The sequence below is a fragment of the Limnohabitans parvus II-B4 genome (genome assembly GCF_003063455.1).
Classification (GTDB): Bacteria; Pseudomonadota; Gammaproteobacteria; order Burkholderiales; family Burkholderiaceae_C; genus Limnohabitans_A; species Limnohabitans_A parvus.
In genome coordinates, this window is sequence record NZ_NESN01000001.1 from 277,065 (window position 1) to 291,687 (window position 14,623).

At 58.1% G+C, this 14,623-nt stretch carries 11 protein-coding genes and 6 tRNA genes; 3 read left to right on the top strand and 14 right to left on the bottom strand.

Annotated elements, in window-relative coordinates:
* Nucleotides 1-13 precede the first annotated feature (13 nt).
* From B9Z37_RS01290 to B9Z37_RS14395, 3 genes are all read right to left on the bottom strand, one after another.
* Nucleotides 14-105: transfer RNA gene (locus B9Z37_RS01290), tRNA-Leu, on the bottom strand.
* Nucleotides 106-144: 39 nt separating this feature from the next.
* Nucleotides 145-537: an MAPEG family protein gene (locus B9Z37_RS01295; protein ID WP_108311249.1), complete on the bottom strand. Its 393-nt coding sequence runs from the start codon at nucleotides 535-537 to the stop codon at nucleotides 145-147.
* A 132-nt stretch (nucleotides 538-669) separates the two neighbouring features.
* Nucleotides 670-840, bottom strand: coding sequence for a hypothetical protein (locus tag B9Z37_RS14395; protein ID WP_167394290.1), 171 nt, complete (start codon nucleotides 838-840; stop codon nucleotides 670-672).
* A 186-nt stretch (nucleotides 841-1,026) separates the two neighbouring features.
* On the opposite strand from B9Z37_RS14395, the gene B9Z37_RS01300 reads away from it, so the two are divergent.
* Nucleotides 1,027-1,317: a cupin domain-containing protein gene (locus tag B9Z37_RS01300; RefSeq protein WP_108311250.1), complete on the top strand. Its 291-nt coding sequence runs from the start codon at nucleotides 1,027-1,029 to the stop codon at nucleotides 1,315-1,317.
* Nucleotides 1,318-1,355: 38 nt separating this feature from the next.
* On the opposite strand, the gene B9Z37_RS01305 is transcribed toward B9Z37_RS01300, so the two are convergent.
* The 11 genes from B9Z37_RS01305 to B9Z37_RS01355 all read right to left on the bottom strand — a co-directional run bounded on the left by B9Z37_RS01305 (nucleotide 1,356) and on the right by B9Z37_RS01355 (nucleotide 12,549).
* Nucleotides 1,356-1,429 (bottom strand) — tRNA-Cys (locus tag B9Z37_RS01305).
* A gap of 80 nt (nucleotides 1,430-1,509) precedes the next feature.
* Nucleotides 1,510-1,585 (bottom strand) — tRNA-Gly (locus B9Z37_RS01310).
* Between the two features lie 72 nt (nucleotides 1,586-1,657).
* A tRNA-Cys gene (locus tag B9Z37_RS01315) sits at nucleotides 1,658-1,731 on the bottom strand.
* Nucleotides 1,732-1,828: 97 nt separating this feature from the next.
* Nucleotides 1,829-1,904 (bottom strand) — tRNA-Gly (locus tag B9Z37_RS01320).
* A 97-nt stretch (nucleotides 1,905-2,001) separates the two neighbouring features.
* Complete coding sequence (gene lon / locus B9Z37_RS01325; RefSeq protein WP_108311251.1) at nucleotides 2,002-4,419, bottom strand: endopeptidase La; 2,418 nt, start codon at nucleotides 4,417-4,419, stop codon at nucleotides 2,002-2,004.
* 100 nt (nucleotides 4,420-4,519) lie between these two features.
* Entirely contained in the window at nucleotides 4,520-5,782 is a 1,263-nt protein-coding gene (gene clpX, locus B9Z37_RS01330) for an ATP-dependent Clp protease ATP-binding subunit ClpX (RefSeq protein ID WP_108311252.1), read from the bottom strand.
* Nucleotides 5,783-5,889: 107 nt separating this feature from the next.
* Entirely contained in the window at nucleotides 5,890-6,498 is a 609-nt protein-coding gene (gene clpP / locus B9Z37_RS01335) for an ATP-dependent Clp endopeptidase proteolytic subunit ClpP (protein ID WP_108286758.1), read from the bottom strand.
* 131 nt (nucleotides 6,499-6,629) lie between these two features.
* Complete coding sequence (tig, locus tag B9Z37_RS01340; RefSeq protein ID WP_108311253.1) at nucleotides 6,630-7,943, bottom strand: trigger factor; 1,314 nt, start codon at nucleotides 7,941-7,943, stop codon at nucleotides 6,630-6,632.
* Nucleotides 7,944-8,007: 64 nt separating this feature from the next.
* Nucleotides 8,008-8,094, bottom strand: a tRNA-Leu gene (locus B9Z37_RS01345).
* A gap of 116 nt (nucleotides 8,095-8,210) precedes the next feature.
* On the bottom strand, nucleotides 8,211-11,366 hold the full coding sequence (locus B9Z37_RS01350; protein WP_108311254.1) for an efflux RND transporter permease subunit: 3,156 nt from the start codon (nucleotides 11,364-11,366) through the stop codon (nucleotides 8,211-8,213).
* 4 nt (nucleotides 11,367-11,370) lie between these two features.
* Entirely contained in the window at nucleotides 11,371-12,549 is a 1,179-nt protein-coding gene (locus tag B9Z37_RS01355; RefSeq protein ID WP_108311255.1) for an efflux RND transporter periplasmic adaptor subunit, read from the bottom strand.
* 85 nt (nucleotides 12,550-12,634) lie between these two features.
* Between B9Z37_RS01355 and B9Z37_RS01360 the strand changes: the two genes are divergently transcribed.
* Nucleotides 12,635-13,708, top strand: coding sequence for a phytoene/squalene synthase family protein (locus B9Z37_RS01360; RefSeq protein ID WP_108311256.1), 1,074 nt, complete (start codon nucleotides 12,635-12,637; stop codon nucleotides 13,706-13,708).
* 31 nt (nucleotides 13,709-13,739) lie between these two features.
* A complete protein-coding gene (gene hpnD / locus B9Z37_RS01365) occupies nucleotides 13,740-14,579 on the top strand; it encodes a presqualene diphosphate synthase HpnD (protein WP_108311257.1) in 840 nt (279 codons plus the stop codon).
* Nucleotides 14,580-14,623: the final 44 nt, after the last annotated feature.

Below are 14,623 nucleotides of genomic sequence, written 5' to 3' on the forward strand. Positions count from 1 at the left end.
GCTTCAGTATCGATGGTGCCCCGAGCCGGAATCGAACCGGCACGCCCCTTTTCAGGAAGCAACGGATTTTAAGTCCGGTGTGTCTACCAGTTTCACCACCGGGGCCAAGACTGTATTGTGCCTTGATAAAACGGATTTTCCGCCTCAAGCCATCTGCAAGTTCTGCATGGCCAGGACATAAAAAGCGATGACACTGAAATAGCCCACAGCCCAAAAAACAGACCGAAACAAAGCCTTGTCAGCCAAATAGCAAGCGACATAAGCGATCCGTGCAGCTACGAACAGCACAGCCAGCATGTCCACCACCCACGGATCAACGCCCGTCAGCAGTGCCAGCACGACACCTACGGCAAAAAAGGGGAAGGCCTCAAAACAGTTGGCTTGCGCCGCATTGGCTCTGGCCCTGAAGCCCGTTTGTTGTGCCAACCAAGCCCTGGGGTCGTGGTTGTTGTAGCCTTTGGCACCGGACTTGGCAATGCCCGCACAAACCATCGGCATCAAACCGGCCACCAAAACAGATGCGTAAGAAATTACCATCACAGACTCTCTTTTCAATTTGACCGAGTCAGTTCGACAGACGCCACGTTTTGTGCGAACCAACAAAAAAGCCACTGAAAAATCAGTGGCTTGGGGCAGTCAAGGATCGGCTCACACCGGACCCAGACGCAATCAACCGCCTTTTTTCGAGCGCTTGCCTGGATTCTTCTTGCTGCGCGTGGCGACACCACGCTCCAGGCTCACGCGCTGGCCACGGCCATGGGTGCGCAAGGTCACGCCGGGCAATGCTGGCAGAGGTGCTGTGAATTTACGATCGGCTTCGGTAACGATTTTGTTGCCCATGGGTGGCTCCAGATAAAAAATGCAAAGCGTTATTAAGCCACAGAATGTGCTGTTTTTCGGGGCTGACAAGCAATCAGCACAATCACCCTCCCCCAATATCCTTGGGTGTCACCACCTGGCTGGACAAACCGACCCTGAATGCGCCACGATGTGCCCTATTCACCCCCTTGCGCCAGAGGGCACCCCATGAGCACACCCACATTTGAGAGCTTCACAGACCAATCTTTGGAAGAAGGCTTTGACGAAATCATCGTCCGAGAATGGGCGCCCCAACTGGAACTGGCCACCCACACCCACCCCTTTGACGTCAGCGCTTACGTGGCCCGAGGCGAGTATTGGCTGACGGTGGGCGATCAGGTCAAACGCTTCAAGGCTGGTGACTTCTTCAGGCTGGCAAGCGATGTGCCCCATGCTGAGCTCTACGGCGCGGAAGGTGCACGGTGTGGGTCGCGCGGGCCAATTGCTTCAGCCCGATAAAAAAGCCGCTACAGCTTGCGCTGTAGCGGCTTTGTTTTTGGAGGCGCGACCCAGAGTCGAACTGGGCTAGACGGATTTGCAATCCGTTGCATAACCGATTTGCTATCGCGCCAAATTTCGAGAAATTTTACAAAAAAGGGAAGCTTTGGGCTTCCCTTTTTGCTGAAAGACGTTGGTACTTCTTTCAATGTTTGGAGCGGGAAACGAGGCTCGAACTCGCGACCTCAACCTTGGCAAGGTTGCGCTCTACCAACTGAGCTATTCCCGCGTTTGCAAGACTCAAATTATACATCGCTTGTCTTGTATTTTTGAGACTTGAAAGCCTTAATTTTAATTTTTCTGGAGGCGCGGGCCGGAGTCGAACCGACCTACACGGATTTGCAATCCGGTGCATAACCGCTTTGCTACCGCGCCAGATTTCAAGAGAACAAACGCCTGAAAAAAACTGACAAAAAAGGGAAGCATTTGCTTCCCTTTTTGGCTGAAAGATGTTGGCACTTCTTTCAATGTTTGGAGCGGGAAACGAGGCTCGAACTCGCGACCTCAACCTTGGCAAGGTTGCGCTCTACCAACTGAGCTATTCCCGCGTATCAGTGAATTCAGCATTGTATGCTTTGTTCGCTGCAATGCAAGAATTATAGCGCCATTTCCCACCTCTTTTGGACAGAGGCAGGAAATTTTGCATCAATGTTTCACCGCTTCGGCTTTGGGGCTGGCAGCAACAGCCGTGACCGCTGCTACCTCTTCCTCGCTCAAGGGCACGGGCTTGGCTTCCAAGGCGACGTCCAGCACCTGGTCGATCCATTTAACGGGCACGATCTCCAAACCATTTTTCACATTTTCAGGAATGTCTTGCAGGTCTTTGACGTTGTCCTCAGGGATCAACACGGTTTTGATGCCACCCCGCAAAGCAGCCAACAACTTTTCTTTCAAGCCACCAATGGCCGTCACTTCACCGCGCAGCGTGATTTCGCCGGTCATGGCAACATCTGCACGCACCGGTATACCGGTCATGGCAGACACCATTGAAGTCGTCATCGCCGCACCTGCACTCGGCCCGTCTTTGGGTGTCGCACCGTCGGGCACGTGAATGTGCAGGTCTTTCTTTTCAAAGACCTCGTCCTTGATGCCCAACAAACGGGACCGGCTGCGCACCACGGTGCGAGCGGCCTCAACCGATTCCTTCATCACATCGCCCAGCGAACCAGTGCGGGTGATGACGCCTTTACCGGGCATCAGGGCTGCTTCGATGGTCAGCAAATCGCCGCCGACCTCGGTCCAGGCCAAACCGACCACCTGGCCAACTTGGCTCTTTTGCTCTGCACGGCCGTAGGTGTACTTGCGTACGCCCAAAAAGTCGTTCAGATTATCAGTGTTCACCACAACCTGAGGCGTCATTTGCTTGAGCAGCAAGGCCTTGACCACTTTGCGGCAGATCTTGCCCAGTTCGCGTTCGAGCGAACGCACACCGGCTTCACGTGTGTAATAACGGACCACATCGCGAACCGCCTCTTCGGTCACGTTCAACTCGGATTCCTTGACTCCGTTGTTGGTCATCTGCTTGGGCAGCAAATACTTCATGGCGATGCTGGTTTTTTCGTCTTCGGTGTAACCCGACAAGCGAATAACTTCCATTCGGTCCAACAGGGCCGAAGGGATGTTCATCGAGTTGGACGTGGCCACGAACATCACATCGCTCAAGTCAAAGTCGACCTCGACGTAATGGTCCCCAAAAGTGTGGTTTTGCTCGGGGTCGAGCACCTCCAGCAAAGCGCTCGAAGGATCACCCCGGAAATCCGTGCCCAGCTTGTCGATTTCATCCAGCAGGAACAATGGATTTTTGGTGCCCACCTTGTTCAGGTTTTGCAGCACCTTGCCGGGCAAGGCCCCAATGTAGGTGCGGCGGTGGCCACGAATCTCGGCCTCGTCACGCATACCGCCCAAGGCCATGCGCACGTACTTGCGCCCTGTGGCTTTGGCAATCGATTGCCCCAGCGAGGTCTTACCCACTCCGGGTGGTCCGACCAGGCACAAAATGGGTGCCTTGACCTTGTCCACGCGCTGCTGCACCGCGAGGTATTCCAGAATGCGGTCTTTGACTTTGTCCAGCCCGAAGTGGTCCTGGTTCAACACGTCTTCAGCATTGGCCAAGTCATGCTTGAGCTTGGTTTTTTTGCTCCAAGGCAAACCGGTCAGCACTTCGAGGTAGTTGCGCACCACCGAAGCCTCGGCCGACATGGGCGACATCAGTTTGAGCTTTTTGAGCTCGCCCTCGGCCTTTTTGAGGGCTTCAGCCGACATCTTGGCGGTCTTGATCTTCTTCTCGATCTCCTCGATGTCAGCGCCCTCTTCGCCTTCGCCCAGTTCCTTCTGGATGGCTTTGACTTGCTCGTTCAGATAGAAATCGCGCTGGTTCTTTTCCATCTGGCGCTTGACGCGGCCACGGATGCGCTTGTCCACATTCAGGATGTCGACCTCATGCTCCAACTGGGCAAACAGGTTTTCCAGGCGCGCCTTGATGCTGGCCAAATCCAGCACTTGCTGCTTGTTCTCCAATTTAAGGGGCAAGTGGGCCGCAATGGTGTCGGCCAAGCGACCGGCATCGTCAATGCTGGAAATCGAGGTCAGGATCTCGGGGGGGATCTTTTTGTTGAGTTTGACGTACTGGTCAAACTGCTGCATCACCGCACGGCGCAGGGCTTCAATTTCACTGCTGGGCTCGGACTGCTCGGCGGTGGGGTCCACCGGGGTCACCGTGGCCACAAAATGCGCTTCGCCATCCACAATCGACTTGACCAGCGCACGTTGCTGGCCTTCAACCAGCACCTTCACGGTACCGTCAGGCAGCTTGAGCATTTGCAAAATGGTCGAGACGCAACCCACATCGAACATGTCGTCGATCGCGGGCTCGTCTTTGGCCGCTGTCCTTTGAGCCACCAGCATGATTCGGCGCTCGGCGGCCATGGCCGACTCCAGGGCCTTGATGCTCTTGGGGCGACCCACAAACAAAGGAATCACCATGTGAGGGAACACCACCACATCGCGCAGCGGCAACATGGGCAGTTCGATCAGGGTGGGCGGCAAAGGTGTGTGTCCAGACATGGTGTGTCCCTCAGGTCAATTCAGCTGCACATGGATGCTGCACCACCGATTTCAACCCATTGATGCGAAGGGGTATTCATCGGGTTGCAGTGCATGTGGGTCAAGCCTGCTTGGCCGACTCGCGGTAAACCAGCAGCGGTGGCTTGTTGTCATCGATGACGGACTCGTCCACCACCACTTTTTCAACGTTCACCGCATTGGGCAATTCGAACATCGTATCGATCAAGGCCTGCTCCATGATAGAGCGCAGACCCCGGGCCCCTGTCTTGCGCACCAGCGCCTTGCGTGCGATGGCGCTCAGTGCATTGGGACGAACTTCAAGTTCAACGCCTTCCATGGCCAACAGTTTGGTGAACTGTTTCACAACGGCATTTTTAGGCTCGGTCAGGATTTGCACCAAGGCGTCTTCTGTCAACTCGGCCAAAGTGGCCACGACAGGCAAACGGCCGACCAGCTCGGGAATCAGGCCGAACTTGATCAGGTCTTCGGGCTCGACTTCGTTGAACACATCGGTGAGTGAGCGTTGCTTTTTGCTCTTGACCGTCGCGCCAAAACCGATGCCGCCAGATTCGGTGCGGTTTTCAATGACTTTTTCAAGCCCTGCGAAAGCGCCACCGCAAATGAACAAGATGTTGGTCGTGTCGATCTGCAAAAAGTCCTGATTGGGATGTTTGCGACCGCCCTGAGGGGGCACGCTGGCCATGGTGCCTTCGACCAGCTTGAGCAAGGCCTGTTGAACACCCTCACCCGACACGTCACGTGTGATCGAAGGGTTGTCTGACTTGCGGGTGATCTTGTCGATCTCATCGATGTAGACGATGCCGCGCTGGGCGCGCTCGACGTCGTAATTGCAGGTCTGCAGAAGCTTGGCCACGATGTTCTCGACGTCTTCACCCACATAACCCGCTTCGGTCAGGGTGGTGGCGTCGGCCATGACAAAGGGCACGTCCAGCATGCGGGCCATGGTTTGCGCGAGCAAGGTTTTGCCCGAACCAGTGGGGCCAATCAGCAAGATGTTGCTCTTGGCCAATTCGACATCGTCTTTCTTGGCGCCCTCTTTGTGCTTGAGGCGTTTGTAATGGTTGTACACCGCTACCGCCAGGCTGCGTTTGGCCTTTTCCTGGCCAATCACGTAGTTGTCGAGGTTGGTTTTGATGTCCAGCGGCGTAGGCAAGCCCTCTTTACCGCCTTCGGTCACGGTGGTGGCCAGTTCATCGCGCACGATGTCATTGCACAAGTCAATGCACTCGTCGCAAATGAACACCGACGGACCTGCGATCAGCTTTTTAACCTCATGCTGGCTTTTGCCGCAAAAGGAGCAGAACAGGTTTTTTTCAGTGCTTGAGCCTTTTTTATCGGCCATAAATGTCGCCTCGGAATCCGGAATTCGTCAATGATAACGAAAGAAAAACGGCGCTCACCTTTGGAGGTAAACGCCGTCAGCCAGGGTGCCGGAAAGCCCGGCCGCCATCAAGCGCGTTTGGAAATGACTTCGTCCACCAAACCGTAGTCTTTGGCTTCGGTTGCAGACAGGTAATAGTCGCGCTCGGTGTCGAGTTCGATCTTTTCCAGCGGCTGACCGGTGTTTTCGGACAGGATGCGGTTGAGGTGCGCACGTGTTTTGACGATTTCGCGCGCCGCGATCTCGATTTCGGTGGCTTGGCCGCGTGCACCGCCCAGAGGCTGATGAATCATGATCTTGGAGTTGGGCAGCGAAAAACGCTTGCCCTTGGCACCCGAAGACAGCAAAAACGCACCCATGCTGGCGGCCATGCCGTTGCACAAGGTGGACACATCGGGCTTGATGAAGTTCATGGTGTCATAGATCGCCATGCCGGCGCTCACCGAACCACCGGGCGAGTTGATGTAGAGGGAAATGTCCTTTTCAGGGTTTTCGCTCTCCAAAAACAGCAACTGGGCCACGATCAGGTTGGCCATGTGGTCGTTGACCTCACCCACCAAAAAGATCACGCGCTCCTTGAGCAAACGCGAGTAAATGTCATAGGCCCGTTCGCCACGGCCCGACTGCTCGACGACCATGGGGACCATGCCCAAATTTGTGATGTCCAGTGCGCTCATCTTTTCTCCAGAAAATTCATGGATGACTTTAACCGGGTTTTCAACCCCACCAAAGAGATGGGGCTTGTGAGCCAGACTGCAAGCCCGGCACAAGCCCCACGCTCATGGGATTTCAAGGATTCAAAGACCGATCAGGCCTGTTGCCCCATCAACTCTTCAAAAGTAATGGCTTTTTCGACCACTTTGGCCTGGGCCAGGACGAAATCGGACACATTGCTCTCAATGACCACGGCTTCGACTTCGGCCAGACGCTGGTTGTCGCTGTTGTACCAACGCACCACGTCGTCCGGACGCTCGTAGCTGGCGGCCAGCTCTTCGATGTGGGCCTTGATTTGCTCTGGTTTGGCGTGCAGGGTGTTGCCACGCACGACCTCGGCCACCACCAAGCCCAGGCGCACGCGCTGCTCGGCTTGAGGGCGGAAGATGTCGTCAGGGATCGGGGCCTTGTCGGCGTCCTTGATGCCACGTTGCTTCAAGTCGGCACGGGCACCTTCTTTCAGGCGCTCGATTTCGCTTTGCACGATGGCCTGGGGCAGGTCCAACTCGGCCTTGGCGACCAAAGCGTCCATGGCGGCTTGCTTGTTGCGGGCCAGCAGGCGGAATTTCACTTCGCGCTCGAGATTTTTGCGGATGTCGGCGCGCAGGCCTTCAACAGTCGCATCGGCAATGCCCAAAGACTTGGCCAGTGCTTCGTTGACTTCAGGCAGGTTCGCGGCTTCGATTTTCTTGACGGTGACCAAGAAGTCGGCAGTTTTGCCAGCGACATCTTGACCGTGGTAATCGGCGGGGAAAGCCAATGGGAAGGTCTTGCTTTCACCGGACTTCATGCCGCGCACAGCGTCTTCGAATTCCTTGAGCATCTGGCCGTCGCCCAAGATGAACTGGAAGTCTTCGGCTTTGCCGCCGGAGAACACTTCACCGTCGATCTTGCCTTCGAAGTCGATGGTGGCGCGGTCGCCGTCTTGTGCAGCGGCGTCTTGGGCGCGCTGGGCGAAGGTGCGGCGCTGCTTGCGCAGGATGTCCACGGTCTTGTCGATGGCAGCATCAGAGACTTCAGCGGTCAATTTTTCGACTTCGGTGTCGGCCAGGTTACCCAGCTTGACTTCGGGATACACCTCGAAGATGGCTTCGAAGTTCAACTCGCCTTCAGGCGCGCCTTCTTTTTCGGAAATGCGGGGCTGACCGGCCACGCGCACTTTGGCTTCGTTGGCGGCCACAGAGAAAGCTTCGCCCACTTTGTCGTTCAGGACTTCGTACTGAACCGAGTAGCCATAGCGCTGAGCGACCACGTTCATAGGTACTTTGCCTGGACGGAAACCGTCCATCTTGACGGTGCGAGCCATCTTCTTCAGGCGGGCATCCACTTCGGACTGGATGGCCGTCACGGGCACAGTCAGGGTGATCTTGCGTTCCAGCTTTTCAAGGGTTTCAACAGTCACTGTCATCGTCGTTCTCGGTTAAATGAATTTCTCTCATGCCGCCGGGTTACCCCTTTGGCCAAAAGTCGGTTGGTGCGCGGGGCGGGACTCGAACCCGCACAGTGTTGCCACCGTCAGGACCTAAACCTGGTGCGTCTACCAATTTCGCCACCCGCGCAGGTCCAAACAAAAAGGGCGTCAGGCCTGCCCTTCAGCCCCAAAGCTGCCTGACACACCTGACCGCCCGGTTGAAATCGGTCAACTTTCTATTTTAGCCGCTTCAATTGTCCAATTTCAGGCATGGGATTCATTTGGTCGCGGAATCCTGAACCAAGCCGCGTACATCGCAGGCAATGCCAGCAAGGTGAGCGCCGTGGCCACGATCAAGCCCCCCATGATGGCGACCGCCATCGGGCCCCAAAAGATGCTGCGTGACAAGGGAATCATGGCCAAAACAGCCGCCGCCGCCGTCAGCACGATCGGTCGCAGACGCCGCACGGCCGACTCAACAATCGCTTGCCAGGGTGCCACGCCAGAGGCCCGATCCTGCTCAATCTGGTCGATCAGGATCACCGAATTGCGCTGGATCATGCCCATGAGCGCAATCACGCCGAGCAGTGCCACAAAGCCAAACGGTCGGTTGAGCACCAGCAAAGCGCCGGCCACACCCGCCATGCCCAAGGGGCCCGTCAAGAACACCAGCATGGCACGGCTGAAGCTTTGCAACTGCAGCATCAGCAAGGTGAAGGTGATGAACAGCATGACCGGCACGCCCGCCGCAATCGAGGCGGAGCCTTTGGAGCTTTCCTCCACAGCACCCGCCACTTCAATGCGATAACCGCTCAAGCCTTGGCCTTGCCAAGTGGCTTCGGTCTTTTTGAGGGCGGGCAACAACTGCGCCGTGACGGTCGCACCCTGCAGACCTTCGGCGATGTCAGACTGCACCGTGATCGCGTATTGACGACCCTCGCGCCACATCACGCCTGGCTCCCAGGCAAAGACCGGGGTGGCGATTTGCAGCAGTGGAATCGACTTGCCGGATGCCGTGGGCACATAGGCATGGCCGAGATCGGACAAGGCGTCACGCTCGGCCAAAGGCTGGCGCAGCACGATGTCGATCAACTTGTCGCCATCGCGGTATTGGCCGACGGTCGAGCCGCTCAACAAGGTCCGCGAAGCTTGGGCAATGGACTGGCTGGTCACGCCCAATGCACGCGCTTTGGCCTGATCCACCTCCAAGCGCACCGACTTGACCGACTCGTTCCAGTTGTCGTTCACGCCCCGGGTATTGGCGTTTTGGCGCATCTCGGCCTTGATCTCATCGGCCTTCAGGCGCAAGACCTTGGGGTCCGGACCCACCACGCGAAACTGCACGGGGTAAGGCACAGGCGGGCCGTTAGGCAACAACTTGACGCGACCACGGATTTCGGGGAACTCCTGCGCCAGCAAAGCGGGCAGCTTGGCGCGCAGCACTTCACGGGTTTTCAGATCCTTGGGCAGCACGATCAACTGAGACACGTTGGTCTGAGGAAACACCTGGTCCAGTGGCAAATAAAAGCGCGGCACACCCGAGCCGACCCAGGTGGTGACCGACTTGACGCCGTCTTCTTGCGCCAAGCGTTGCTCCACCCGTTTGGCCATGTCTTCACTGGCCTTGAAAGGTGAACCTTCAGGGAGCCACAAATCAACCAAGATTTCCGGGCGACTGGAATCCGGGAAAAACTGCTGCTGCACCTTGCCCATGCCCACAATGCCCATGGCAAACAAGAACACGGTGATGCCGATCGTCTTCCAGCGGTGCGTCACGCACCACGTCACCCAAGTGCGGAAATGCCGATAAAACGGCGTGTCAAACATCTCGGCCGAATCCAGGTGCTCGGCCGACACAGCATGCGCTGGCGGCTTGAGCAGCCAGGCCCCCAAATAAGGCACAAAGTAAACCGAGGCCACCCAGCTGACCAGCAAAGCCACCACCGTGACCGCAAAAATCGCGAAGGTGTATTCGCCCGTCATGGACTTGGCCATGCCGATCGGCAAGAAACCCGCCGCCGTGATCAAGGTGCCGGTGAGCATGGGCATGGCCGTCAGCTCATACGCAAAAGTGGCGGCACGCACTTTGTCGTAGCCCTCTTCCATCTTGCGCACCATCATCTCCACGGCAATGATCGCGTCGTCCACCAACAGTCCCAAAGCAATGATGAGCGAGCCCAGCGAAATTTTGTGCAGGCCAATGCCAAAGTAATGCATGGCCAAAAAGGTCACAGCCAGCACCAACGGAATCGTGATGCCCACCACCAAACCGGGGCGGATGTCGAGCGTCCAGCGACGCCACAAAGGGTGGCTACCGGGTCGCTTGTGCAGGCCCAGTGCCAGAAAACTCACCGCCAGCACGATCACCACCGCCTCGATCAAGACTTTGATGAACTCGTTGACCGAGTTGGACACGGCGCTCGGTTGGTCTTGCACTTGTGTCAAGGTCATGCCTGCGGGCAAGCTGCTTTGCGCCAGAGCCACCGCTTGGCGTAAAGATTGGCCCAGGGCGATGATGTCGCCGCCCTTGGCCATCGACACGCCCAGCCCAATCACTTCCTGCCCCTCATGACGCACCTTGACAGAAGGCGGGTCCGAGTAGCCACGGGTCACCGTCGCGATGTCCGACAAGCGAATTTGCGTGCCCGAGGCGCCGCGGATCGGCATGGCCTGCAAATCGGCCAGGCTTTGGAACTGGCCGCCCACACGCACCTGCACCACATCGGCAGGCGACTGCACACTGCCGGCCGACTCCACAGCGTTTTGCTGGTTCAGCTGGGCCAGCACCGCCCCCATGTCCAGGCCCATTTGGGCCAGCTTCTTTTGAGAAACCTCGACAAAGACCTTTTCGTCTTGCGCACCAAACAACTCCACCTTGGCCACATCAGGCACACGCAGCAAGGCTTGACGCAGGCTGTCTGCTTCGGTCTTGACCTCGGCGGCCGTGAAGCCTTGGCCACTCAGGGCATAGATCACGCCATACACATCGCCAAATTCGTCGTTGAAGAACGGGCCGACCACACCTTGCGGCAAGCTACCACGCATGTCACCGATCTTTTTGCGCACCGTGTACCAAACCTGAGGCACATCACCGGGTTTGGAGTTGTCCTTGATCTGAAAAATGATTTGCGCTTCGCCCGGTTTGGAATAGCTGCGAATCTTGTCGGCGAAAGGCACCTCTTGCAGGGTGCGCTCCAACTTGTCGGTCACCTGCTCGGCCACCTGTTCAGCGGTCGCGCCCGGCCAATAGGCCCGCACCACCATGGCCCTGAACGTGAAAGGCGGGTCTTCGTCTTGGCCCAGCTGAAAGTAAGACGCCATGCCCAAAAGCATCAGCACCACCATCAGGTAGCGGGTCAGGGCCGGGTGCTCCAGCGCCCAGCGCGAGAGGTTGAATGAAGGTTTTTCGGTGCTGCTCATGCGATCACCGTTGGGCTGTGGATGCGGCAGATGCGGGTGCGGATGCGGGCACAGATGCAGGTGCGTCAGGGGCCACGCCGCTGACCGCAGCCCCGTAGAGCGTGACCTTCTGGCCTGGCGACAAGACGTGCACACCTGCACTCACCACTTTTTGCCCCGGCTTGAGGCCCGAAGTGATGACCACTTCGTTGCCATCCACGCGCCCAACCTGCACCGCCTGGGTGTTCACGGTCATGCTGGCTTCGTCCAACAGCCACACCACGGTGCCTTGTCCTTCCTGACGCAGCGCGCTGGTCGGCAACTTGATCACGGGGCTCTGGCTGCCCAGCAATCCGGCGGCCAGCACGTTGACTGTGGCCCCCAAAGGCAAGCGCTCTGACGCGTCGAGCGCCAATTTGACGGCATAGGTGCGCGTGACCGGGTCGGCACTGGCACCCAGCTCACGGACTTTGCCTTTCAGGGTTTGACCCGTGCTGACCAATGTGGCCTGCATCGGTTGGCCCACTTTCAGGGCCAAAACCATTTGCTCGGAAACGGCAAACACCGCGTCACGCGGACCATCGTGCGCCAAACGCAACACGGGCTGACCTGCCGAGACCACCTGCCCCACTTCGGCTTCGACCGCCGTGATCACACCGGCATGGCTGGCCGTCAAACGGGCATAACCCGCCTGGTTGCTTTGGGCTTGGGCCTGGGCTTTTGCCTGGTTCAAGGCGGCATCTGCTGCTTTGAGGGTGGCGTCGCGACGCTCCAGTTCTGCACCGCTAATGAAGTTTTGCACTTTCAGGGCTTCGAACCGTTTGAAGTCTGCCGCCGCCAGATCGCGCTGGCTTTGAGCAGCACTGACTTGCGCCAAAGCCGCTTGCGCTGCCAGCTGGTAGTCCTGCGCATCCATTTGGGCCAAGACCTGACCTGCCGCCACGCGCTGCCCTTGCTCCGCACTGCGCTGCACCAGCTTGCCTGCGACCCGAAAACCCAGCCGAGACTCCACACGTGAGCGCACTTCGGCCGAATATTCACCTTCGACATTGAGCGCACCACCCGAAATCGTGAAGACCTTGACCGCGCGCAAGGGCTCTTTGGGCGCCTCGGTCTTGGAACAGCCTACCAAAGTAGTCACAAAAGCAGCAACGGCGCACAAACGCAAAACTCGCCGGGTGGCGAGTGACAAAGTAGAGGGCATGGGATTTCCGGGAAATAATAATGACTGACTGGTTAGTAATCTATTCAAAGTCACCGTCCATGTCAAGCGACAATCGCCATTGACCATGTTCAAGCAAGCTCTATTCAAACGCCATAAACACGCCCGCCTGAGTCCGGAACACCGGCAACTCTTGCGCCATGTGTCGCGCTCGTTTGACCTGTCCATCCGGCTGTTGCCAGGCCCACTGCAGGCGCCTGTGGCCATCGGGTACCTGTTGGCACGCGCCACCGACACGGTCGCCGACACCACCGCCCTGCCCTTGGATGAACGCCAGCATTTGCTGAACCGGATGAACCAAGTCATCACGTCGCCAGGCACAGGTGCGCGGCAAACGCATGACCTGAGCCCGCTCACCCAGGCCTTTGCTGCGCAACAAACCGACCCACACGAACGCGCCCTGATGCAATCGCTGCCGCAATGCTTGCCACTGTTGCAAACGCTTGGCAAAGACGATCAGGCCAGCGTGCGCCAAGTGCTGGGACACATCACGCAAGGCCAGCAACTGGACATGGCCCGCTTTGGCCCCGGACTGCACGCACTGAACACCGAAGCTGAGCTCGACGAATACACCTGGCTGGTGGCCGGTTGCGTGGGCGAGTTCTGGACCGAGCTGTGTGCGCGCCATCTGCCCGGGTATGCGCGGCTGGAACAACAAGAAATGATGCGCATCGGGCGGCAATACGGCATGGGCCTACAGCGCCTGAACATCCTGCGTGATGCCGGGGCCGATTTGGCCGCCGGGCGTTGCTACTGGCCTGCAGAAACTTTGGCCACAGTCGGCCTGAGCCCCGACCTGCTGGCCCAAGCCGCACACACCGGGCATGCAGACACCTTGAACACCCTGACACCGCTCTACAACCAATGGCTCGACCGGACCCAAGCGCAACTGGCCGATGGCATGCGCTATGCCATGGCTTTGAAGCCGCTGCGCCTGCGGCTGGCCAGCGCATTGCCCGCCCTGATCGGCATACGCACTGTGACCCTGTTGCGACAAACCGGGCCTTTGGCTTTGACCCAGCGCGTCAAAATGCCACGCCATGAAATGCGCCAGCTGATGTGGCAAATCGCCATGGGTCTGGGTTCCCCCTCGACTCTGGGCCGGTTGTTCCAAAAATTGTCGGGTACAGACACGCCTTGAGCCCCGCATTTGGGTGCGAGAATCCCCACCCATGAACCCGCAAGACTACGTCCAGCAAAAAGCTGCCGCCTCGGGCAGCAGCTTTTATTACGCTTTCCTCTTCCTGCCCGCAGAGCGCCGTGCCGCCATCACCGCTTTTTATGCGTTTTGCCGCGAAGTAGACGACGTGGTCGACGAAATCAAAGACCCCAGCGTGGCCGCCGCCAAACTCGGCTGGTGGCAAAAAGAAGTGCAGCAAGCCTATGCCGGCCAACCCAGCCACCCGGTCATGCACGCGCTCATGCCGCACATCCAGCCGTTCGGCATCGAAAGCCGCCACCTGATGGCCGTGATCGACGGCTGCCAGATGGACCTGAACCAAACCCGCTACCTGGACTTTGCGGGCCTGACCCAATACTGCCATTTGGTGGCCGGTGTGGTGGGCGAAGTCGCCGCCCGCGTCTTTGGCCAAACCGACGAGGCCACCACCCAGTACGCCCACAAGCTGGGCCTGGCCTTTCAGATGACCAACATCATCCGCGACGTGGGCGAAGACGCCCTGCGCGGCCGCATCTACCTGCCGCTGGACGAACAACAACGCTTTGGCGTCAAGGCCAATGAGTTGATTCAGCGCACGTATTCAGACAACTTCACCGCGCTGATGAAGTTCCAGACCGAACGCGCGCACGCCCTGTACGACGAAGCCCTGGCCCTGCTGCCTGCGGCGGACCGCCGCGCCCAAAAACCCGGCCTCATGATGGCCAGCATCTACCGCACCTTGCTGCGCGAGATCGAAGCCTCAGGTTTTCAGGTGCTGCACCAGCGCATCGCGCTCACGCCGTTGCGCAAGCTGTGGCTGGCTTGGAAGATGCAGGCGTTGGGGCGGTTCTGAGGCCAGCTGTAGGAGCCAGCCCTGCTGGCGATAAAAGCGCATGC